This window comes from Candidatus Chlorohelix allophototropha (genome assembly GCF_030389965.1).
Lineage (GTDB): Bacteria > Chloroflexota > Chloroflexia > Chloroheliales > Chloroheliaceae > Chlorohelix > Chlorohelix allophototropha.
This window is the reverse complement of the sequence record NZ_CP128399.1, coordinates 948619-971748: the sequence shown is the minus strand read 5'-3', so window position 1 is coordinate 971748 and position 23130 is coordinate 948619. Positions and strand designations below refer to the sequence as shown.

Genomic DNA, 23130 nt, shown 5'->3' with positions numbered 1-23130 from the left:
CCAGAATATTTTTTCCAGTGTAGGGTTACAGCTTTACAACACACTTGCTTCTATCAGCGAAACAGTGGAAAGAGATGAAAGCCAACCGCTCGCCCTGTAATTAAGCCGGGCGGCAAAGTACAGGCGGTCGGAGAGAGAAGGCAACTGAGCCTTACCAAGCGCCGTACTAAAGCTATTTATCCCGGTTGATAAAAGCGTGTGAATCCCGTGTGCAGCTTCAAGCCGAAAACCTGACAGCGGCAGTCTTTTCTTAAGCTGGCGGATACCTCCCGGTTGCAATCCCAGCGGGTTGCCCTGCCATAAACGCCGTTCCGGTAATAGCCGCGCCAGTGGTCTGGAAGCAATTATAAGCAAAGTATTTCCACTTGTAATTAAAGTTGAAAAATGGCTCAATTGTGCCTGCCAGTCATCGGCTTGAGGTTCTATCCATAAGCTTACGCCTCCCACCGCTCGATTTTCAACGCTTTCCAAACGCATATTCAGTTCTGAGAGCAATTCCTGAATATTACACAGGACTGTTTTATAGCCGTTTTTTGCTAGCAACGGCATTACAGCATCCAACGCATACAAATACTCTAATGGGATATTGGCGACCGCAGTTTTCAAGCTAAACCTCGCCGGTCTGTTCCGGCTTCACTCAGCGCCTGAAAATATATTTTTTCCAAACGGGAAATGAGCGAAAGCCAGTTGTAATGCTCCTCAACTCTAGCCCGCCCCTGTATTCCCATTGTTTGACGCAGGGCATCCGATTCTAAAAGCTGCTCAATCGCTTGGCTCAATTGTATCGAATCACCCGGTGTGACCAGTAACCCGTCTCTGCCCGGTTCAACCACTGTACGCACACCCGGCATATCCGTAGCTATCACCGGTATCCCACAGGCTAGGGATTCCAGCAGCACCATGCCAAAGGCTTCGCCTCTTGTTGTTGAAGGAAGGATAGTAATATGCGCCAGCCTGTAATAATCCGGCAATTCTTCCTGACTAACCCTACCGACAAAAGTTATCCGAGATTTAATTCCTAGCTCTTCGGCATGTTTCTCGTATTCCTGTCGCAATTCCCCCTCGCCTACTATTAACCCTTTGTACGAGGGCGGAAGCAACTCCATAGCATCGAGGAAAACATTGACCCCTTTAAAATAGTGGGGACGATCCAATGCCGCTACAAGAAGCGCAATTCGATTCTGAGGCTCTAGCTTGTACCGAGCCAGCAAATCCAAACGAGGAACGCCGGGTGTAAAGATAGTAATATCAACCCCGTTTGGTAATTCGCCTATTATAGCCTCACGCCCTTTAAGCAGTGGGCGAGCGTTAGAATAGGTTGCATAATCGGTGGAGGTGAAAAGAAGCTTGGCGGCGCTACGGAGGGTCATGCGCCCGGTGGTGTGGCTCAATATGTTTTCAACCACTCCTAAAACCCCCGTTAGCAATACATCTTGGTGATAAGTTATTACGAGGGGTACACCGTGCAAGACCGCGCTAAGAGCCGACAACTCGCCTCCGAAGAAGGGATAATGGAGGTGGATAATATCAAAACCTCGCAACTCTTTCAAAAGTCCCGGCAAAACTGGAGCATTCCCAATTCTTATAAGAGGTCTGAGGCGATGAACCATAAACCCCTCACCCTTTTCTTGAGCGGGAAGCCCTTTCAATGTTCGGGTAAAAACATGCACTTGGTGACCGAGCTTGCCCAGTTCTCTAGAATTATAATAACAGACATTTCCGGTGCCGCCATGATAAGGTGGGAAGGTAGCAGTTATCTGCGCTATGCGAAGCGGGCGCCAGTTGTGGGGAGTACGGGCAGTTGTTGGAGTAACAACCACACTCATCAACGCCACATCTTAAGCTGGAAGGCTTTATAAGTAAGCCAAAAGATCGGATTTAGAGCTAAATCTGCAAGTTTAGCCAATGTTGGTCCGCTCAACTGCCCGATATTTAGCCTCCATTGCATTTCACGGAACAATTCATAATCATTTATTCGCCTGTAAGATTTTACAATCTTCCGTTTCTGGAGTATTTCCTTGCGCTGTATAAAAACCCAGCCATATGCCTCCAGAATTGAGCGAGTAGCGCCATGGGTAAACGCATAACCCCAGACCAGTGCCTCTGCCAACAAAAGAGCTGGTAATAAAAGCAATAGAGAGCGCGTTGAATAGCATTTCAATAATAGTAACAGGCGGTTGCGTTCCAGAAAATAGAGCTTGCGGGAAGAAAATTGATTGGTGTAATCATGATATATCACTGCGTCTGGTAGATAGACACATTTATAACCGGACAAGCGTACTCTAAGCGATAAATCGGTATCTTCTAGGTAAGTAAAGAAAGTGGGGTCAAACCCGCCCAACTCGTTCCACAACTCCGTCCTGATTGCAAAACATGCCCCTGAAATAGCCGGAACTATTGCGGAACGATAAAGTTCGGGTTCATCTAAAGACCAACCCAGCCCTCGGCAAGTGGTTATGCCAGTGAAATGCATTTCATTACCACATGTATTTGCCTGACTTGGTTTTTGCAACAGCATTATCCGGGCAGTAGTCAGTCCGGTTTCAGCCTCCTTGAAAGGAACCAATAGAGCTTCCAACCACCCCTCAGTAACGACTGTATCGGGATTGAGTGCAACTAGGTAACGCCCATTGGCTTCTTTAAAAGCGGTATTATTGGCTCCGGCAAATCCCTCATTTACCGTATTCTTTATAAGCCTAAACTGAGGGAAAAGCTTCTCCACCAGTTCGGCGCTCCCATCGGTAGAAGCATTGTCCACCACTATTACTTCACAGCCTTCCGGAAGCGTTTTCAGCACAGAGGAAAGGCAGGCTTCTATATGACGGCTATGGTTATAACAAACTATTGTAATAGTGGCAGTCTTTGAATATTCTTGGGTATTTTGGTGAAGGTAAGCCCTTGTTTTAAGGGTTTGCACAGACGAACCTATATATTCTAACTCAAATGAATGCTTTCCTGCCAAAAAACGTCTTACCTCCTGCTGACTCTATTGGAAAGTACGCAGTTATGTTGCATCGTTTTCTTCAAATCCAAAAAAAAGGCTCTTACCGAATGAAGAATTAGCCCTACAAAGATTGATAATACACCCAGTATTATTAGCATAATAGTGATTAAAGAGTACCCCAATGCTACTTCATGGGTTTCGGAGTATATGTCAAATACTAGAAGCCCCGTTATAACGCTCATCAATATGGCAAATAAGCCGGGTATCCCAAACATTAAGAGAGGACGATGCTGCCCCATTAAACGTGCCACATTTGAAATTATCTGCATACCATGTGAAAAGGGGTTGCGCTTGGACTTTTCTTTATAAATAACGCTGATTGGCACTTCAACCACTCGCAAAGTATGTTCTTCGATCAGAAATTGCATTTCTGATTCAACTGATAGACCCGAACCATTAAAATGTAATAACTCAATTGCGCGGCGTGAATAAGCTCTAAAACCGCTCTGTGAGTCAGTAACTGCAACATTACTTGCTAAGTTGACAAAGGAGGTTAGTAAATGCTGACCAATTTGCCGATATACTGGAATTTCACTTTTAATCGTTAAAAAGCGTGAGCCTACCACCAAATCGGCTTTGCCTGCCAGAATCGGTTCAAAAACTCTTAAAATTTCGTCTGGTTTATGCTGCCCATCGCCATCTATGAAAACGAGTGCTTGGGTGTCGTTTTGCTTAGCCCACTTAAGCGCAGTATTTACCGCCTCACTTTTACCCAGATTAGTTTCATGCTTTATAACTGTTGCTCCGGCTTGTTCGGCAATATAGGCAGTAGCATCAGAGCTACCATCATCTATGACAATTACTTTTGGAGCGTAGCGAAGTGCATGAATAACCACGCTGCCGATAAAACGTTCCTCATTATATGCGGGAATAACTACAGCCAAGCTTTGAAAGTGGTTTATCCCCCATGAGGGTGAAGTAAAAGATGCTTCACCACATTTTTCAATCCTGACAGATGTGTACACTAAATTGTATCTCCACAAATAGTTGAACGGTATAACGGAAGGCTACGTTACAATCTGAAAGGTATGCTAGACTCTTTAACAATTGGTTGAAAAGCGCGGTTTTAGAGCCTTGAGCAGAAGTGATTTGGGTGAATGCTTTTTTCTAGGTGTTGTCATAGCCTTTATTACATACCTTACACTAGGCTCTCTTTGTTAAATTTTCTGCTTCATAATGATTATATAGTTATAGTAAGACTAATACTATCTATAATTCACCTCATTTTTATATTTTTTATACACTTTTAATATCTATGGTGGATCTTTATCTAAAGCCCGCGAGCTAAGGTTTTCAGGAGATATTTCTAAGCTTTGTTTGTAAGTATAAGCCACATAGAATAGGCTGATTATGCCTATTTCACTCGCATAATGTACCTCATCTCCTGCCAAAAAGATAACAAAGAGCATCATCTGTAAGAGCATTAAACCCATTGCTTTTACAGGTTTTTGTTCTAGCAGTCCAGCCAATAGCGCTACTAAACTTAGTATAAACCAAGCAATCAGCCAGAGGAAATAAGCTTTGGATTGCATTGGGATTATGAGAGATATGACGGGAACAAGGCTAAAGCCACCGAACCTGCCGGGCATTTCAAGCCCTTCCGCCGCTCGTTGGGAAGCGGCGCTGAAAACTGAGCTATCAAGCTTGGCATCAACAGTATCCCATCGAAGGGTACCGCCCACAATGCTATAAACAAAAGTCTCACCTTGCCATAATAAGAATGGAACGATTATGCCAGCCCCAACAACTCCAAAAATCAAAAAATTCAGTAAAGCTTGCTTCAGCCCCTTCTCGCGCCAGAGAATAAGAAAATAGAAAGGAATAATAGGAAGGCAGGTCTGGCGGGCGCAAGTACATAGGGCGAAAAGAATAGTGGCTACAATCCAATGTTTATTACCAAAACAGAATAAAGCGCTACCTAGCAGAGCGGTGTAGGGCAATAAATATAAGTCGTGTCGCCAGATGTTATATAAATTTAGGGTAAGGGCAAGCAGTATAAGACCCCACCAAATATTAAGCTTCCTTTTAACAAGTTCGTAAGTTAAAGTTGAAAGCGCCAGTGCCGCAGGTAATTGCATCCAGCGCGGGTCAATCTGTAATAAAACTGACGGAACATATAGTAACCAAGTAACAGGCAAATAGCCGACAGGTGATACATGGTCTACCCCAGTGGGCAAGCGATACATTTGGTAGGGGGGCAAGCCTTTAATGAAGGAATCTGCTGCATTCTGTACCAGCGGTAGCATATCGGCGCGACCCGGTAGCAGAGGATAAAAAATAATTTGCAATACTAATATCAAGGTCAATAGCAAAAGGGATAAAATTATAAAGAAAGGCAACCGGAAAAAGAATAACGGCACCTCATAGCTATAACGATTTTGGTCAAGCCCTATCTTAAATATTACTAAAAAGATAAAAAAGCATAGCCCTAAAATCCCCGGCTCAAACCAAAAGAATTGATACCCAATGTTGTTAAACAGTAACCCCTGAATGGAAAAAACGCCTATAACTGCAAAAAAATGGCACATGAATAAAAACAAAAGGAGCTTTTTATTGGGCTGCTGTGAATCAGGTTTTCCCGATTTAGAGGTTAATATCCCTACTATTATTATGAAAAGAAAAATAGCAGGAAAGGCATTTAAGAGTGGATTTGATTTTAGCCTAGTGTTGTGTACTAAATCAGTAAGGAGGAATAAAACAAATAAAGCTATTACGAAAAATTCCTTGACAAATAACGTTTTGAGGAAAATAACGAGTCTATTTTCGAATGACTTGTATCCAAACTTCAAGTATTTTGCTCAGATATTAAGAGGTTAAAGCTGCTATTACAATAGAGCCAGCTACTAAGAGCCGACTCTATTATAGAATACGCTTTTTACTACGGGTTTTTTAGCGGTTATGGCAAAATATAAAGGACAGCGCTGCCTATTATATCACTGCGCCTTCCGTGTCCCGCCACTACATAGGATTCGCCAGCTATCAGAGAGTTAGTAGACAAATGGATAACTAGGATTCCATCTCGATTAGCCCACTGATAACCAAGCGATACACTCTGCCCGTTTTTGTCGGTGTACCACAAATCAACTATTTCTGACGGTGCGTAGAAATCGGATACAATATCTAGGCTGTCACCGCTTTTAACTTGGCTGGTTGGAGGTGAAAATAGCAACACATTGCCATCGGTTTCATTCCTGTCGCCATTAGCAGAAAAGAAGACACGGGCTCCGTTGCTGGTTGTATTAACGGGGTGTATTCCGTTGTACCAGTCAACGGTAAAGCGAGCAAAGAGGCTGGCGCCTGTGGTATCAGCTTGCTTTACACGGAATACCAGTGTACCTCCTACAGTTACGCCTGCCCCGAGGTTTGGTAATCCAATCAGGACATAGGGTGTAGGAGCATCAAGCACAATCGCTTTTACCCAAGCTTTTGGATTGGTAAAGGTTGCGTAGCCTGTTTCCAAGTTTGGATCAATCGGAACTCTAACATTAATATCCTGCGCAATTCCCGAATTACTGATGTTTTTAACCAGGATATTGTAGGTGACCAAGCTACCGGCTACATTGGAAACTTCTCGGTCGGGAGTAACTCTTAATTGGGCAACCAAATCCCCTGGTTCGGGAAGCCCGACTATAAGTATTATAGTGACAACTTGATTGGGGTTCAATATAGGAGGAATGGTAGGAACAGAATCTACCGGAATGGTAACCTGATACGTACCCGGACGACCAATGGCAGCGAGCGTGCAATTAACATCAACTGAATTTCCCGGAACTAGGCTTCCGCTTGTTGCAGCGCAGGATAGCCAATTGCTTAAATCGCCGGTATAGCTAAAGTTACCCAGTGACCAGGCAAGCGTTCCGGGAGATAGCGCCGTGTTTGTGATAGAAAACTTGGCAAAGTTGCTATGCAAATCAGTAGTCAATGTTTTAATAAGCATATTTTTAGGCGCAACAATCATCCCGGTCTGGTTGATAAAGATATCTCCCAAGGTATTGTCTTGCAGCTTGTAATGATTGTGGTCCTTAACGTATTGTAATTGCGTGCCAGATAGGGAATTCCCCAATACGCCCTCAAAGGTAGTAGCGGTTGCATCAATATCAATGGGGTTAACAACCAATTCCATATATAATTGGCTTCCGCTCTGTCCGCTAAAAGCAGCGTTATTAGGGACGAACTGGGCGTTGGGGTTTTGAATCTTTACACCATCAATCCCAAAATTGGTAATTGCGGTTGCATTAGTCAATACTAACTTGATAAAATTAGCCGCAGTTTGGGTATTATCGGTATCGCGAATCCAGATGCCATTATCGATTGAATTTTGGATTGTAACACCGCTGAGGGTTACTAATCCTCCAAAGGTAAAGATGTTGGGGGGGATGCGAGTGTCTTGACCTCTACAAAGAACAGGGTTTGTACTTTTATTCTCAAGGATTACCCCGTTGGTATTGTTATCTAAAGTACCACCGCTAATGGTCAGACCTGCTGCACCACTCACACCGCAGATATAAGCGCCGATTAAAGCCCCATCTACATTATTGTTGCTTACGCTCAGGCTTGTACTTCCATCTATATGGACAAAAAGCATACCCCTCTGATTCTGGGTAGCCGCATCCGTTATGGGGGCGGTATGCATAGTATTACCGCTAATAGTGTAGGGTACAGGGGTGTTTAATAATTCACGAAAATATAAGCCGGTATCTCTTGAGGTTATGGTGTTTCCGGTAATCAGCATTGGGGTAGTGCCGGTTCCGGCGGTAGCATATTCAGAGGAGATTCCGATATAAGCATCCGTAATGGTATTGTTTTGGACCGTAGCGTAGAAATTATTATACATTTCAATCGCTCGACCCTGCCCATAAATACCGCTTATCGTGTTATTGCTTATGACATTACCGCCAGACTCAGTGGTATCATCCGGTCCTGTCAATACGATACCATGGAAGAAATTCTGGACAACATTATGCTGAATATTCAGGTTAGTGGAAGTTTTCGTCGTAAAAACGGCATTGTTTGTAGTAAATGCACCGGCGCCACTTATGGTAAAGCCGTCGATTGTCACGTTACTGGCATTAATGCTGATTAAAATATCGGCAAATGGATTGACGGTAGCAGGGTCTTGGATTATGGTAGTTGCAGCGCCGGCTCCCTGCAAAGTAACCGGGTAGGTAATGGTAAGAGTTTCCTTGTAGGTGCCTGCTGCAACATTAATTGTGTCGCAGGTCCCAGCCCCAGCAGCTAAAGCGAGGCTTATAGTAGTGTAACCCGATGGTACTGCACAGGTAGCAGCATGCGCCTTTTTAATACCCGGCATAAATATTATCGAAAGAGCTACGGCTAAAAGCGCAAAAGCGAGCAAACTAATTCTTGATTTTACCCGTCCCCTGATAAAGGGAGTAGCCCCAACATTATCTTTACCACTCATCAAATTGCTTTCCTTCCATAATTCTAAATATGCGATAAAATAACGTACATCAAACCGGGTTAAGCCGAAAATGAACCAAAAACCAGATCATTTTTCCGATTCCATTTATCTATCTAATGATGATTGTTAATTTTAAAATGTTAGAATTAGATTTCGGCATAGTTATAATTGTTTATTATATCACCACGGACACTAGTCTACAATATTTTAATGAAATTTTTATATGAGCATTAAAACCTTACTTTCTTCAAATGTTGACACACTGTATATTGTTTATCTAAACTTGCAAGTAGGCAGAGGCAAAAATCTATGAAATATATAATCAAGGTAAAATATGTGTGGTATTGTCGGAATCATTGATCTGGAAAAAACGGTTAATCCAGATATACTACTAAAAATGTGCCAGTTAATTTCACATCGGGGTCCGGACGATTCCGGCATCTTTCTGGAGAATACTTCCAAATTTTCCATAGGACTGGGTTCCCTGCGTCTTAGTATTCTTGACCTTAGTTTGGCAGGGCATATGCCGATGAAAAACAGAACCGGAGATATTGTACTAGTCTATAACGGTGAAATTTATAATCATAATGATTTAAAAGTTGATTTGGAAAAACGAGAATATTTGTATCATTCTCGCACTGATACTGAAACTCTGTTATATGCCTATGAGGAATTTGGCTTAGATTGCTTTAAAAAGTTGAATGGCATGTTTGCCTTGGCAATATACGACCGGATCAATGCTAGAGTGGTGCTAGCGCGAGACCGTATGGGTATAAAGCCGCTGTATTATTTCTGGAACGGAAAAAGGCTAATATTCTCTTCTGAATTAAAATCTCTGATGACTCATCCAGACATAATCCGCAAACTTAATCCTAAAGCCCTCGATTTATATCTAACTTTCGGTTATGTGCCCTCTCCTTACTGCCTGATTGCAGGTGTGAAAAAGCTTCTACCGGGTCATTATATGGTGCTTCAAGAAGGTATTCTGAAAGATATCCCTTTCTGGACGCCGACTCTTTCTATTCCCAATCCAGACTTGCGAGATGACCGACAACTTTCGGAACAGATTCGGGCGACTCTTGATGGAGCAGTAGAAACCCAATTAATGAGTGATGTTCCGGTGGGTATTATGCTAAGCGGAGGATTGGATTCCACTATAATTGCTGCCATTGCTTCAAGGAAACAGCTGAACTCATTGCATACCTTTTCTGTAGGATTTGAAACTGGTAAGTCTCGTATGGAGGAAATGTACAACTGGGATTCTTTCTACGCCAAAAAAGTGGCGCTGAAACTAAAAACCCAGCACCACGAAGTATTAATCAAAGATGATTCCACTTTAATTCAACTGTTAGAAAAGTTGCTATTTGCGTTGGATGAGCCTGTTTGGGAACCTTCTTATCTGTCAATTTATGCAATGTCAATACTGGCAAAAGAAGAAGGTGTTAAAGTGCTATTGAGCGGGGATGGTAGCGATGAGCTTTTTGGAGGTTATCCTTGGTATCTAGGAGCTACCACCTTAGAAAAATATGAGCGAATCCCGTTTCTACGCCAACCCTTACGCTTGGCAAGCTCTATCCTTCCTTCTAGCATTTTCCATAAAAAAGTTACAGATTTATATCTAAAGTATCGACAGCCCAATTATATTAAATACCTTCAAAATTACAGCCATTTTAAGCCCAGCAGTCTAGCAAAACTCATTCCTAGAGCCACAGAAGGAGTTAGTGTGGTACAGGAGTTTTTAGATTTAACCCTTAAACCTGTAAAAGAAGCCGCCACTGCCGACCAATTTGCCTTTGCCGACTTATTATTATGGGTTAGAGAGCATTTTAACCAACGTATTGATCGCATGACTATGATTTCCTCAGTAGAGGGGCGCGTACCTTTTCAGGATAATTCTATAGTAGATATGGCTTTGACTATAAGGGTTAGCCGTAAGTTTAAAGGCACAGAACAAAAGACTCTTTTAAGAGAAGCTTATAAGGATATTTTGCCCGATTTTGTCCTAAACCGTCCCAAACGTCCTTTTGCTGCGCCGGGTAAAGCTTGGTTAGAGGGGATTCTCAATGAATATGCCTTATCTCAATTGAATCAGTCTTCGTTTAAAGGGTTAGGTCTGTTCGATGGACGGGCTGTAGAGTCATTTGCGTATCCTTTTCTAAGAGGGGAAAACTCCCACTATGAAGAAAACGAGCCATTTATTTCTATCTGGAATCTGTTAGCGCTGACTATTTGGCTGAAGCAATGGAATATTAGCTCATAATGAGTTTGACCCGGAAAAGTGGAGAGTAGGAATACACTTTCATAAGGGTGTTGTAGATTGTGGTTGTCAATAAGGCTCCTCCGCAGGTTCGCTGATCTTGGCTATGTTTACCAGTATAATTAACATATATCTACTCACTGTCTCTCAAAGAAAAGAGAGGTGGGTTTGCTTTGTTTCCAATTCTTTTTTCCCATACGCCCGAATTGGAGTTTTTAGAATTTGAAGTTGCCCCGGAATCGTGGAGTAAAGGAAGAGGCAGAAATGGGAGATAAGCAGAAAGAGTATCCAGTAGAATTTAAGCGAGAAGCAGTGCGGTTAATGGAAACCAGCGGTAAAACAGCGGTACAAATCGCTAGAGAACTAGGGGTATCCGACAGTGTACTCTACCATTGGCGTAAAATATTGGCTGAAAAAGGAGAGCAAGCTTTTCCTGGTAAAGGTCATCAAACTGAGGCTGAAGAAGAACTCCGTCGGCTGCGAATGGAGAATGAACGACTGCGGATGGAAAGGGATATCTTAAAAAAAGCCCTAGCCATCTTCACGCAGAACCAAAAGTGAGGTTTCAGTTCATTTATGAGCACAAGCAGGAATTTGCGGTGAGGTTAATGTGCAAGGTGCAGGTGGTTTCTGAGAGCGGCTATTACGCCTGGCGGAAACGACCAGAAAGTGCCAGAGCCAAGGCTGACCGGGAACTAGGAGCAGAAATTGAGCCTATATTCGAACAATCCCTGGAGTGAACCCTTTCAGACCAGACCACAAACTAAGAAGAAATGGGTAGAATAAAAGCAGATTAGTATGTGAAAGGACTGGAAGCAATGAAGGGAAGAACCTTTACTCCGGAATTTAAGTTGAAACTGGTCAGAGCGGTGTTAAGTGGCGAAAAACCCATAATACAACTCTGCCGGGAACATAATCTCAGTGACAGCCTGATCCATAATTGGAAAAAACTCTACCGGGAGAAAGGGGAAGCCGCTTTCACCGCTCCCACCCAATCCCGCACTCTTGCGGCCTCAACCGAACAGTCGGAGTTGGAAGCCTTACGCCAGCGAGTGGGTGAACTGGAACGACTAGCGGGTCAACAGGCCCTGGAAATATCGATCCTAAAAAAGTCTCGACGATGCTGAATTGTACCCCATCGCCCAATGGTGTGAAATGATCGGTGGGTTATACCGGCTCAGCCAAAAGCAAGGACTGGGCTATTCTCTGAGGAAATTATGTCATCTGTTTGGGGTCAACCGGGCTTGGTATTACCAGCGCCAAAATAAGGTGGAAAAAGCCAACCCGGAGGAGGAAAGCCTGAAGCAAAGAGTGGAGCAAATACTAGGTACTTACAGCGGGTATGGCTATCGGCGCGTAACCAAAGCCTTACAAAAGGCAGGTGAAAAGATCAACCACAAGCGGGTTAGGCGCTTACTGAAGAAATGGGGGTTGGGCTGGAAACGCTGGAGACGGAGGAAACCACTGACCAGTGTCAATGATCCTAAAGCTGCCAGAGAGGCAAATCAGTTGGTGACGGCTATTTTGAGCCAGGTGCGCCTCAAGCAAAGCTACTCGCTCCAAGGCTTGAGCCAGCTTTTGCCTAAGTTCAGCATTTTCAGCTTTAGCCTGCTGCAATTCTTCTTCTAGTCTCATCTTGTTAATTTACCAAACCTGTCAATTTTCCCTGCTTTGTCTTACTGCCGCTTGTTTCTACTTACTGCCAAGCTTGACCAAATCTTGATATTTCTCCCATCTTGCCTTGATTTTTCTACCCCATACTGAATGTAGAAAACATTCCAACTCCTTATGATAAGGAAAGGCAAGCAGATTATGACTACCGCAAGTTCAGGAACAGACAAAAAGCATCCGTTCCCAATTCGGCGTAAACCCGAACTGGTAAAAGACACCAAGCAAATTCATCTTCTTCGCCGAGCATCGCAGGTGGGCTTCACCACATTAATCGCTTACCACGTGGTGGGCAATCTCATCAACGGCGATAACGGCGCTATCGCCAATCCAGAGGCTTATTGCCCCTTTGGTGGTCTCGAAACTGCCTACAACTTCATTTCTACCGGTGGTAAGTATATAGCGCATACCCACCTTTCCAACGTAGTGCTGCTGGTGGCAGTGCTAGGTCTGACGCTGGTCTCTAAATCCGCTTTCTGCGGTTGGATTTGCCCGCTTGGTGCAATTCAGGATTGGCTGCACAATTTCCGCCGCCTCTTCTTCAAGAAAGACCTAAAGCTACCCTTCACTATGCCACGCTGGCTGGATAAAGCCCTTCACGGTGTCAAATACTTAGTGTTGGCTTGGTTGCTGTGGGAAACCGCTCAGGCTGGATATATGGTCTTCCGCGATTATGATCCTTGGTCAGCCCTGTTAAACCTGGGTAAAGAAGCCGCGCTGGGTGGAACTATTATCCTATTCACCACTCTGGTGTTATCGCTGTTCGTAGAACGACCTTGGTGTACTTATGCCTGTCCACTTGGTGCAACAATCGGATTGGTGGGAAAAGCTAGTTTGCTGAAAATCAGACGAGATGAAAGCACCTGCCTATCCGGCTGTACCATCTGCAACAATGCCTGCCCTTCCAAACTGGAAGTAAAGAAAATGAAGAGTATCAGCAGCAGTGAATGTGTAAACTGCATGAGTTGTGTGGCAGGTTGCCCGACCGGAGCGTTGGCAGTGCGTTTGCCGATGCTACCGACTTTCAAAAAAGAAGAAAATGAACTGGTAATGGCGGGAGAAGCCGCTAAGAAAGAACTGTAGAGGAGGTGAAATTATGGGAACGACTACAAAGCGGCGACTGGCACCGAAAGTAAACCATTACGTGTATGGGGTTATGGCAGTAGTTACCTTTATGGGGATAATTCTGGGAGCACAAGCAATGGGCGTGTGGACTACCAGTGGCAAAGTGGATACCAGCGGTAAGGCAGTGGAGATTACGGGCAAAGACCCGCCTGAGATAAAGGGCTGGATGTTACTGGGAGATATCGCAACGGCTTATAATGTACCGCTGGCAGCTATAGTAGCGGCTTTCAAGCTACCGGCTGACACAGCAGCTTCTACAGCAGTAAAAGACTTAGAAGGAAAGGGCGAAAACTTTTCAACTACCACCCTAAAGGCATGGATAGCGCAAAAATTAGGAGTAGCAGCCCCACCAACGGTTTCTACACCAAAAGCCGGAGGAGATAAGACCAAACCATAACAATCTGCTTGTTTTTCAAAGAGCAGTAGTGGAAGAATTTCTTTCCACTACTGTTTTTTTGTTGGTGAATATTCTTTAACTATTCTTCATATTTGCCACAAAGATTCTTCACTTTTTCTTGTTAACATATTAATGTGACAGCCGGATGAGAAAATACCAACTTCAAACTTCAAAATTGCCATTAAAACTAGAATAATAAGGAATAAAGAGACTAAATGTTCAATTATAAAGCCTTGCTTTTTTAGGAAATAAGGCAACAGCAAGCTGAGCAGCAGATAAAAGGCAGCAAGTTATGTGCGCGAACCGTATGAGTATGCTCAGGGCATCGGCTATCAGAAAAAAACCAACCCAGCTCTTCAAATTTTTGACCGCAAGCGGGTCGTAGACTTTCTAACTGCGGATTTACCTCCTGCCCCGCCCGATTTCAAACGCATGATAGGGTTAAACCGGGACGGTTCACCAGAGATGCAAACGCAGCTAACCGAATTACAGTGGGAGGAGGTGCGGGCTAAAATTCCGACGGGGGCGAAACTTCTGGATATTCGCGAACCGGAACATTACTGGACAGAACATCTCCCTGGTTCGCAAAGTGTACCGTTCACCGCCCACACTTACTACCAGCAAAGTCTCTTCCACCGATTTCCCTTTGAGGCTGTTTTCGCCAAATTCGATTCCACCACCCAAAAAGCGATAAAAGTAAGTTCTCGCTTGGGGTCGTACCCATCATAAACCAACAAGCTATTCTCGTTTTGTATGGCGCAAAGTACAATAGGGCGAATTTTACCGCTATGCATCGTAATAAACTCCTTTTCATTTCCCACTCTTAATGACTTAATAATAATATCGTTGTATAATTATTTCCACATTCGCCACCGGATACGGTAAAATGTGGCTGGAGAGAATTAACAATACGACTGCCGCAAGTATACGGCGCGAGACCGGGGTTAGGAAGTGACAAATATTACCCTTGATCAGGCTTTAAACGAACTCAAATTTGGCGGACCGGAGTTACGCAGTCGGGCTGCCCTTGCACTAGGCGAACTTAAAGAGGCTTCTACTGTTCCCTATTTGCTACAAGCGCTAAATGACCCCGAAGGAGAAGTGCGGGCTGCTGCCGCTCAGGCGTTGGTCGAATACCGAGATATTAGAGCTGTTCCCATCCTCATAAAATTGTTGGAAGATCGTTTTTTGCCGGTGCGAGAAGCTGCTGCGATTACTCTTGGATTAATCGGAGACGCTACGGCTCTAAAACCGCTAATTAAACTGGCAGAATATGGTTTGCGAAATTCACCAAATAGTGAAGCCCAACATAAAGCCACCATTCAGTCGGTTATTGCCCTTGGTCGCCTCAAAAATGAAAAAGCCCTAGAAATACTAATCAGAGCCTTGCGCAAGGGTTATATCCATGCACCTAGCGATTGGCAAACCCAAATGAGACAAGCAGGAGCATTTGGCTTGGGTTTTCTTGACACCCCTGCCGCTGCCAATGCCTTGATCGAGGTTTTACGCGATAGCGAACCGCCTCCGGTACGTAACAGCGCCACTACTGCGCTGGGTATGATGCAACAAGATAGAACGTTCAGGATTCTGCTAGAAAATTCAGCATTCAAGCCCTTTGAAGATAAGATGCAAGTTTTCAGACGGCAGGAAGGTATCATTATGGCGTTGGGCGAAAGACGTGATCGCCGCGCTGTACCCTATATTATACCGCTGATTAACAGCGAATTTCCCGAAGTGCGAATGGCGTTAGCGCGCGCGCTGGTTATGTTGGGCGAAGATCAGCACGCAGAGAGTTTGCTTCAGCTTTTGCGAGACCGTATGCCGGAGGTGCGCGCTGCGGCTGCTAACGCTTTGGGCGAGTTAAATATCCAGCAGGCGACCGAAGCTCTCAATGTAGTATTGCAAGACCCAAACCAACATGTGGCTGCCGCTGCCGCCAACGCATTGGATAGTATCAAGCAATTGCCGCCGGGTACTACTGCCTCCAGCCTAAGCGCAGGTGGGCGGTTTTTGCCATCGGCAAGCACCAAAGCACGCGAAAATAATTAAAAAGCTAATTCTACCAATTGCTTAATCATTAGCTCTTTCCTCCCTCCCTTCGGGGTAGGGAATTAAATATATATCTAAAACTAAAAATTTTGTAAAAATTTGTGCCGGCAAAGGTCTTGATGATTTTTGCCCGGCTGTTTTGCATTGGCTTTTATTTATACATTAGTGTAATGAGGCACTTATGAGTTATTTTATGGGAATTGATCTGGGCACTACTGGCGCGAGAGCCATCATTGTAGATGGTGAAAACGGTCAGGTAGTAGCGGCAGGCAGCAGCGAATACCTTCTCTATACCCCCCAACCGCTCTGGGCAGAACAAAACCCGGCAGATTGGTGGAGCGGTACAATTGAGGCGGTTAAAAAAGCGCTTTCCGATGGCGCGAAAAAACTGGGGAAAGCCCCCGAAATCGCCGCTATTGGATTGAGCGGACAAATGCACGGTGTGGTCTTGCTGGATGAGGAAGGTAGTGTACTTGGACCTTCCCTTATTTGGTGCGATGGTCGCGCACAAGCGCAATGCGACTACATAACCGAGGAAGTAGGCGCTGAAAAGCTTATCGAATTGACCGCAAACCCGGCAATAGTAGGCTTCAGCGCGCCAAAACTGATATGGCTGCGCGAACATCGCCCAGATCAATTCCTAAAAGCAGCGCATTTCCTGTTACCAAAAGATTTTATTCGCTATAAATTGACCGGAGAATTTGCCAGCGAGGTTAGCGATGCCAGCGGTACGCTTCTATTTGATGTGGCAAATCGCAAATGGTCAGAAGAAATGTGCCGCAAGTTGGAAATCGATTCGGATTTGCTACCTGATGTTTATGAATCGTGGGTAGTGTCCGGACAGGTAAGCGCACAAGCAGCCGCGCAAACCGGTCTAATGACAGGAACGCCTGTGGTTGGCGGCGGTGGCGATCAGGCGGCGGGTGCAGTTGGTAACGGGATTGTCCGAGCAGGGTTAGTGAGCAGCACTATCGGCTCAAGCGGAGTAGTATTCGCCCATAGCACCGCCCCAGTGCTCGACCCCGGCGGCAGAGTACATACCTTTTGCCATGCCGTACCGGGGGCATGGCACGTAATGGGCGTAACACAGGGCGCGGGTATCAGTTTGCGCTGGTTCAGAGACGAAATAGCGGGCAAACACGAAATTGAAGCGGCACAAGCTTCTGGTACAGACATATATGAAATTTTAACTCAGCAAGCGGCAGAAGCCTCGGCTGGTAGCGAAGGCTTGATTTTCCTGCCTTACCTGATGGGAGAACGCACGCCACATCTTGACCCGCAAGCACGCGGAGTCTGGTTTGGTCTAACCGCCGCGCATCACCGCAGCCATTTGGTGCGTTCGGTACTGGAAGGGGTTTCATACAGCCTAAAGGATTGTCTCAGCTTGTTAGAAAACATGGGTTTGCCGATTGAGGAAATTCGGGCAAGCGGAGGTGGTGGCAAAAGCTCGCTATGGCGGCAAATTCAAGCCGATATGTTCGAGCGTGAAGTCGTTACTATTAATGCTACCGAGGGACCCGCTTACGGGGTAGCCTTACTGGCAGGAGTAGGTACAGGATTCTGGAAAGACGTGCAAAGCGCATGCGATTCTAGCATCCGAATAAACTCACGTACCGCCCCCATCCACGCCAATTCAGAGGTTTATCGCAGATATTATCCGCTTTATAAAGAGATTTATGTAAAGTTAAAACCGCTTTATCGTCAATTGTAAGCATTTAAGAACTTTTTTAGGAGGGGAAATTTTCATATTATGCAACTTGTAAAGAAACCGGCAATATTTAAATTATGGCAGTCTGAGTTCAGCGGCTATAACGCCACCCATTTTAAGAGCGATATTATGGCTGGTCTTACGGTTGCGGCTGTAGCGTTACCGCTCGCTTTAGCTTTTGGGGTCGCCAGCGGCGCAACCCCCGCTGCTGGTCTGGTCACCGCAATAATTAGCGGGTTCGTTATCGGAGCATTGAGCGGCGCACCTTACCAAATAAGCGGTCCTACCGGAGCGATGTCCGCTGTGCTGATACTGGTCGCGCAACGCTACGGGTTACAAGGCTTGTGGATGGCAGGTGGGATGGCAGGTGCAATGATTTTGGTACTAGGAATCCTGAGACTGGGACGGGTCGTGAACTTCATTCCTGCTCCGGTGATTACTGGTTTTACTAGCGGAATCGCGGTTATTATTTTCGTAGGACAGATTGATAATTTTTTAGGCGTAAAAACTAAGCCTGCGGATACCACTACCTTGAAAATCATCGGCTATTTCACCGGGTCTATACCAAACATAAACTGGAATTCGATTGCATGCGGCTTGATAGTAATGGCGGTGATGATGACGCTTCCCAAGATAACGCTTACCGCTAAAGTTCCTGCGGCATTATTGGGAATCGTGCTTTCCTCCCTTATATCTTGGTTATTGAACTGGAACGTAGCGCTTATCGGTAATGTACCTGCCACCATTATCCTTGATGATCATTTCAATATTGACCCTAACCGCTTTTCGCAGATTGGAGAGCTGCTAGGTCCGGCTTCAGCCATCGCAGCGCTGGGCGCAATCGAGAGCTTGCTGGCAGGGGTAGTAGCAGGGCGTATGACCGGGACAAAACTCGATGCAAATCAGGAGTTGATCGCACAAGGTTTTGGCAATATGTTGCTACCTTTTGTAGGGGGAGTACCGGCTACAGCCGCTATTGCCCGTATCAGCGTGGGAGTCAAGGCGGGCGGTGTCACTCGCATGGTTAGCTTTATTCATTCCGCCACACTGCTAGCAAGCGCTCTTTTACTGGGTAGCCTGATCGGTCAAATACCGTTAGCCGCCCTTTCTGGAGTGCTAATGGTAACAGCTTGGCGCATGAACGAATGGCATTTGATAAAGTTTTACTTCAAGCGCCGCCTCAAAAGTCCTACCTTAGTTTTGCTTGTTACCATGATTTCCACGGTAACCTTCGACCTTACTCAAGCGATTTTGATCGGTATCATGTTTAGCTTGCTATTATTTATCAGCCAAGTAGCAAGCCTCGATATAGTACCTACCGAAGTGGATTGGGAACGATTACGTGCCGCCGGGTTAAAGGTAAGTAACGAATTGAGTGATATCAGGGTGGTATATATCAGCGGTTCGCTCTTTTTCGGGGCAGCCAGCCAATTTACCGAACGCTTGGAAAGCTTACCATCTAGTAGCGCGCTAATTCTCTCTATGCGCGGCGTGCCGGTTATTGATGCTTCTGGAATCCATGCTATTGAGAATATCTGGCATGACCAGATTAAAAAAGGTGGGCTGCTTTTTCTCACGGGTTTGCAGCCACAGGTACAGCGTATGCTAGAACGCGCTGGATTGGTTGACTCTATCGGGGTGGATAAGTTCTGCTGGGGCGCGGATCAGGCAATTGTAAAAGCGACCGAGCAATTTACAGAAAATCCTTCTTGTGAATGGCACGCCGGGCGTAAATTGGTTGGGACTGAAGAGGAACCGAATGACGAGATACCTTTCGGAGTGATAAAAATGAAGTAACGCTCGCTCTATAGGTTAGCGAAAAGTCGAAGGCTTATAAAACCCTTCGACTTTTTGTTTTAAGAGAATTGGTTGGACAGTGATAAGTGCGGTGTGATGTAATAAAATGGTTTCTATGAGAGAAGTGCCTCAAAAAATAGAATTTCAAGATTCTGGGCTTTGCAAAAGGGGGTTATATGCGCGCATCAACCATGCTCAGAAAAATGATGAGCGAAGAAGGTATTATCGTTGCGCCGGGCGCTTACGATGGAATTTCGGCGCGGCTTATTGAACGAGCCGGATTCAAAGCAATTTATATGACGGGAGCAGGAACATCTGCCAGCCTGTTGGGCAATCCCGATTTGGGTCTTACCACCCAAACGGAAATGGCAAACCACGCAGCTAATATTGCAGAGTGTGTTTCGGTTCCGGTGATTGCCGATGCTGATACTGGATACGGCAACCCTCTAAATGTGGTGCGCACCGTCCGGTTATATGAACGTAGCGGAGTGGCGGCGCTGCATCTAGAAGATCAAACTTTCCCCAAGCGTTGTGGGCATGTGAGCGGCAAGCAGGTTATACCCAAAGAGGAATTTGCCCAGAAAATCCGGGCAGCAGCAGAATACCGCACCGACCCCGATCTAGTAATCATTGCACGTACCGATGCTAGAGCAATAAACGGTTTCGATGATGCTATCGAACGCGCTAATTATTACCATGAAGCAGGGGCGGATATGATTTTCGTGGAGTCACCTATCAACGTTGAAGAAATGGCGCTTATTCCCAAACTGGTTAAAGCTCCGGTCATGATGAATTTACCCACCGGGGGCAGAACGCCAATGATACCTTACCCACAATTACAAGAGATGGGTTATAAGTTGGTTATTTATCCAACTACGGCTCTTTACGCTGCTATATTTGCGATTGAACAACGCTTGCAAATACTCAAGGAGACCGGAAACGATGAGTATGAACAAAAACTAGAGCTAACCAACGACATCTTTGAAAAGATGAGGATGAGTTGGTGGCTTAACGTGGACAAAAATTTCAGTCGAGAAGAAACTCCAAACTAAAATAAAAGCTGGCGTACAAATATGTGGGGTTGTACTCACTTTGTGCAACCCTTTCGCTTTAATTTTTTCGAAGCCCTTAAGATCAGTTAAGTCCAAACTTATAGGATTCATCAATTTCTGACAACAAATGGTCGAGTCTTTCAGGTACACTTTGACCAAGAATATCAGCAACGATACGAGCGCGTGCGAATATTTGGGTAGAATAGGTGGAGGCTTTAAGGTCACCTGAATCTCCCGCAGTTGCAGCAGCTAAGGCATAAACCATCATAGCGGTGATCAAATCACGATTAACCAGAGACTGGAATTCCTGTTTTTTTAAGATTGTTGCAATCGAGTTGCGAGTATTGCCCTGTTTTACCAATTTTTCAATTAGTAACTGATATTCTTCCAGATGCTTACCCGAAGTAATCATACCCTTATTTCCTTTGTGTCTGCCAGAACTATATTACAAAAAGCTTGAAACATTTATACAAAATTTCGGAAAATTGGATGCATTAGGAGTTCTCTGGAAGAGTGCGGAGTTTTATGAAAGGATTTAAATAATCATTAACCCCATGTTATAATGCACAAATAAATACTACTATTCGCTTGCGCTGCACAGACTGCCTAAATCGAACAGTTAATATAACTATAATCACGAAATAATTAGCTAAACCCTTGATAATTCTAGGATATTTATTGAATCTTTTTAAGCTTATTATTCCCTATTTTATTCCCTATTTTGTTCCTTATTTCATTCCTTTTAACATTATCGTCTAAATCAAAGCACTTGTTTTTCACTTCTTGAATATTATGCAAAATACTGATCCTAATTACGATGAATCGAACTGGCTTGGCAAACGTATACAGGAATATAGCGCGAAAGCAAATCTAAATAATACCGTTCTAGCGCGATTGGTTGGCATGAAAGATACCAAATCCGTAAGCGGATGGATTCATGGCAAATACGCGCCGGACGAAAAAAATACGTATAAATTGATCGGCTTATTTATGAGTCGCAAGGTCATTACAACCCTAGTAGAAGCAGAGGAACTCTGGCAATTAGCCGCGGATCAGAATAACTATAAAGGCTACAAAGAACGATTTGAAGCAGAGCAAATACAATATGAAGAAGCAAAAACGGAACCTACGCCAATTGGAAAATCTGAGTCCACAGCCATAAGCAAAGTGACTGATGCGCCTCTTTTAGTTTTACCTGAGAATGAAATCGACCAAATCCAATCAGTGGAATCCGACGCTCAAGCGAATAGGGTTCTAGCAGAAATAGAGCCAGAAGAAACCACGCTGTTACGTGAGGAAGAACCGGAAGCAAACAGTTCTTTATCGCTACGTCTCGAACCGAGTCCAAAGCCTGTGCCGCGCCGTCAAGGTGGGTTTTTTATCCAGCGGTGGAATGCTACATCAATTGCAATTACCGGCTCAATTATTTTTGTGGCAGCCACTTTGGGAATACTGGCATTGGTTTTATCACCCGGTATTACCCCAATTAGTTCATTCACGCCTACTATTGTTGATAATATGGCGTTTATCCCGGAAGGTAACTTTATACAGGGCAGTACCCTTGAAGAATTGCAGAAATTTGACGCTCTTTGCTTGAAAGTACCCAAACCAGATTGCATGCTAGATTTTTTCACCGACGAATTGGTAGCTGATCCAAAACCGGGCTTGCCACATCGACAAGTTTATTTAAGCGCCTTTTATATCGACATTTACGAGGTTACAAATGCTCAGTTTGAGCGTTTTGTAAAAGAAACCAACTATTTTACTACCGCCGAAAAAACTGGGCAGAGCGGGGTATTTAACAACAATACCAACCAGTACGCAATTGTCAATTGGGCTAATTGGAACATGCCGGGTGGACCGGGCACAACCTCAATTTCACAGCCACGCTATCCGGTAGTACATGTCTCTTTTGAAGATGCCCAAAACTTTTGTGCGTGGGATAAAAAAAGATTACCAACCGATGCAGAATGGGAAAAAGCTGCTCGTGGTCCATCCGGCAACCTGTACCCGTGGGGCAACGACTGGAATCCCGATGCTGGAAATTGGGTGGAAATCCTATCCAATGGAGATACCCAAGTAAGAGGGCTGGAAGAAGTCGGCAAATTCCCGGTGGGTAAAAGCTACTACGGGCTTTACGATATGCTTGGCAATGTTTCAGAGTGGATAGCCGATGAGTATAATCCCGATTTCTACCGGACTGCACCAACTCGAAACCCATTTAATGCACCCCAAGATACTCAGAAAGTCCAGCATTCTAAACGAGGGGGAGGCTGGGCAACTCGCCCCGGTTATCTCCACGCCGCATGGCGCATTGACCGCCCCGATACCACCAATGATACTTTAGGTTTCCGTTGCGCCAGAAATCCTTAACTAACCTATAGAATGTTAAGAATAGGAAATATTAAAACAAACTATTACTTTATGCGAGCCTCGAAGCCTATTTCTTAGTACATCCCCGCCTGTCAGTATTCCACAGGCGGTGGCAAAGATTGAAGAATTAACTGGTCTTAAGGGTAATCCCACTCAGGTTGGTATCTTCCTCAAAAAGCTGGGTCTCAAACGCTTAAAAACTTACAGCGTGCCAGCCAAGTTTGATCAGGCACAACAAACTCATTTTAAAAAAACGAATTAGAACCGCGTTTAGAAGA

General features: G+C 44.8%; 19 protein-coding genes. 12 read left to right on the top strand and 7 right to left on the bottom strand.

Features of this window, described 5'->3' with window-relative positions:
* Positions 1-33 precede the first annotated feature (33 nt).
* From OZ401_RS04120 to OZ401_RS04095, 6 genes are all read right to left on the bottom strand, one after another.
* A complete protein-coding gene (locus OZ401_RS04120) occupies positions 34-606 on the bottom strand; it encodes a hypothetical protein (protein ID WP_341469446.1) in 573 nt (190 codons plus the stop codon).
* A complete protein-coding gene (locus tag OZ401_RS04115; protein WP_341469445.1) occupies positions 603-1826 on the bottom strand; it encodes a glycosyltransferase family 4 protein in 1224 nt (407 codons plus the stop codon). The genes OZ401_RS04120 and OZ401_RS04115 overlap by 4 nt, the downstream gene beginning before the upstream one ends.
* The gene (locus OZ401_RS04110) at positions 1826-2962 is read right to left on the bottom strand and encodes a glycosyltransferase family 2 protein (protein ID WP_341469444.1); all 1137 of its coding nucleotides are present in this window, start codon (positions 2960-2962) and stop codon (positions 1826-1828) included. The genes OZ401_RS04115 and OZ401_RS04110 overlap by 1 nt, the downstream gene beginning before the upstream one ends.
* Positions 2963-2970: 8 nt before the next feature.
* Positions 2971-3969, bottom strand: a complete 999-nt coding sequence (locus OZ401_RS04105) for a glycosyltransferase family 2 protein (protein WP_341469443.1) — start codon at positions 3967-3969, stop codon at positions 2971-2973.
* 288 nt (positions 3970-4257) lie between these two features.
* The gene (locus OZ401_RS04100) at positions 4258-5292 is read right to left on the bottom strand and encodes a hypothetical protein (RefSeq protein WP_341469442.1); all 1035 of its coding nucleotides are present in this window, start codon (positions 5290-5292) and stop codon (positions 4258-4260) included.
* 608 nt (positions 5293-5900) lie between these two features.
* Complete coding sequence (locus OZ401_RS04095; RefSeq protein ID WP_341469441.1) at positions 5901-8426, bottom strand: right-handed parallel beta-helix repeat-containing protein; 2526 nt, start codon at positions 8424-8426, stop codon at positions 5901-5903.
* 334 nt (positions 8427-8760) lie between these two features.
* Between OZ401_RS04095 and asnB the strand changes: the two genes are divergently transcribed.
* From asnB to OZ401_RS04040, 11 genes are all read left to right on the top strand, one after another.
* Positions 8761-10686 (top strand): asparagine synthase (glutamine-hydrolyzing), encoded by a 1926-nt coding sequence (asnB, locus tag OZ401_RS04090; protein WP_341469440.1) that lies wholly within the window; start codon positions 8761-8763, stop codon positions 10684-10686.
* Positions 10687-10947: 261 nt separating this feature from the next.
* Entirely contained in the window at positions 10948-11244 is a 297-nt protein-coding gene (locus OZ401_RS04085) for a transposase (RefSeq protein ID WP_341469439.1), read from the top strand.
* Positions 11245-11483: 239 nt separating this feature from the next.
* Positions 11484-11810 (top strand): transposase, encoded by a 327-nt coding sequence (locus OZ401_RS04080; protein ID WP_341469438.1) that lies wholly within the window; start codon positions 11484-11486, stop codon positions 11808-11810.
* A 1-nt stretch (position 11811) separates the two neighbouring features.
* Positions 11812-12312 (top strand): IS3 family transposase, encoded by a 501-nt coding sequence (locus OZ401_RS04075; protein ID WP_341469437.1) that lies wholly within the window; start codon positions 11812-11814, stop codon positions 12310-12312.
* Positions 12313-12495: 183 nt separating this feature from the next.
* On the top strand, positions 12496-13434 hold the full coding sequence (locus tag OZ401_RS04070) for a 4Fe-4S binding protein (RefSeq protein WP_341469436.1): 939 nt from the start codon (positions 12496-12498) through the stop codon (positions 13432-13434).
* A gap of 13 nt (positions 13435-13447) precedes the next feature.
* Complete coding sequence (locus OZ401_RS04065; RefSeq protein ID WP_341469435.1) at positions 13448-13873, top strand: hypothetical protein; 426 nt, start codon at positions 13448-13450, stop codon at positions 13871-13873.
* A 294-nt stretch (positions 13874-14167) separates the two neighbouring features.
* Positions 14168-14602, top strand: coding sequence for a rhodanese-like domain-containing protein (locus tag OZ401_RS04060; RefSeq protein WP_341469434.1), 435 nt, complete (start codon positions 14168-14170; stop codon positions 14600-14602).
* 222 nt (positions 14603-14824) lie between these two features.
* Positions 14825-15922, top strand: coding sequence for a HEAT repeat domain-containing protein (locus OZ401_RS04055; protein ID WP_341469433.1), 1098 nt, complete (start codon positions 14825-14827; stop codon positions 15920-15922).
* A 193-nt stretch (positions 15923-16115) separates the two neighbouring features.
* The gene (xylB, locus tag OZ401_RS04050) at positions 16116-17633 is read left to right on the top strand and encodes a xylulokinase (RefSeq protein ID WP_341469432.1); all 1518 of its coding nucleotides are present in this window, start codon (positions 16116-16118) and stop codon (positions 17631-17633) included.
* Positions 17634-17672: 39 nt separating this feature from the next.
* Positions 17673-19427 (top strand): SulP family inorganic anion transporter, encoded by a 1755-nt coding sequence (locus tag OZ401_RS04045; protein ID WP_341469431.1) that lies wholly within the window; start codon positions 17673-17675, stop codon positions 19425-19427.
* A 176-nt stretch (positions 19428-19603) separates the two neighbouring features.
* Complete coding sequence (locus tag OZ401_RS04040; protein ID WP_341469430.1) at positions 19604-20479, top strand: isocitrate lyase/PEP mutase family protein; 876 nt, start codon at positions 19604-19606, stop codon at positions 20477-20479.
* Between the two features lie 82 nt (positions 20480-20561).
* Here OZ401_RS04040 and OZ401_RS04035 read toward each other — a convergent pair whose 3' ends face one another.
* Positions 20562-20891, bottom strand: coding sequence for a hypothetical protein (locus OZ401_RS04035; protein ID WP_341469429.1), 330 nt, complete (start codon positions 20889-20891; stop codon positions 20562-20564).
* Positions 20892-21271: 380 nt separating this feature from the next.
* Here OZ401_RS04035 and OZ401_RS04030 point away from each other — a divergent pair, with 380 nt between their 5' ends.
* Complete coding sequence (locus tag OZ401_RS04030; RefSeq protein ID WP_341469428.1) at positions 21272-22852, top strand: formylglycine-generating enzyme family protein; 1581 nt, start codon at positions 21272-21274, stop codon at positions 22850-22852.
* The last annotated feature ends 278 nt before the right edge of the window (positions 22853-23130 follow it).

Bases quoted from the DNA above. Each gene is read 5' to 3' on its own strand.
- OZ401_RS04115 (WP_341469445.1), bottom strand. From the start codon at position 1,826: ATGAGTGTGGTTGTTACTCCAACAACTGCCCGTACTCCCCACAACTGG.
- OZ401_RS04095 (WP_341469441.1), bottom strand. From the start codon at position 8,426: ATGAGTGGTAAAGATAATGTTGGGGCTACTCCCTTTATCAGGGGACGG.
- asnB (WP_341469440.1), top strand. From the start codon at position 8,761: ATGTGTGGTATTGTCGGAATCATTGATCTGGAAAAAACGGTTAATCCA.
- OZ401_RS04085 (WP_341469439.1), top strand. From the start codon at position 10,948: ATGGGAGATAAGCAGAAAGAGTATCCAGTAGAATTTAAGCGAGAAGCA.
- OZ401_RS04070 (WP_341469436.1), top strand. From the start codon at position 12,496: ATGACTACCGCAAGTTCAGGAACAGACAAAAAGCATCCGTTCCCAATT.
- OZ401_RS04065 (WP_341469435.1), top strand. From the start codon at position 13,448: ATGGGAACGACTACAAAGCGGCGACTGGCACCGAAAGTAAACCATTAC.
- xylB (WP_341469432.1), top strand. From the start codon at position 16,116: ATGGGAATTGATCTGGGCACTACTGGCGCGAGAGCCATCATTGTAGAT.
- OZ401_RS04045 (WP_341469431.1), top strand. From the start codon at position 17,673: ATGCAACTTGTAAAGAAACCGGCAATATTTAAATTATGGCAGTCTGAG.
- OZ401_RS04040 (WP_341469430.1), top strand. From the start codon at position 19,604: ATGCGCGCATCAACCATGCTCAGAAAAATGATGAGCGAAGAAGGTATT.
- OZ401_RS04035 (WP_341469429.1), bottom strand. From the start codon at position 20,891: ATGATTACTTCGGGTAAGCATCTGGAAGAATATCAGTTACTAATTGAA.
- OZ401_RS04030 (WP_341469428.1), top strand. From the start codon at position 21,272: ATGCAAAATACTGATCCTAATTACGATGAATCGAACTGGCTTGGCAAA.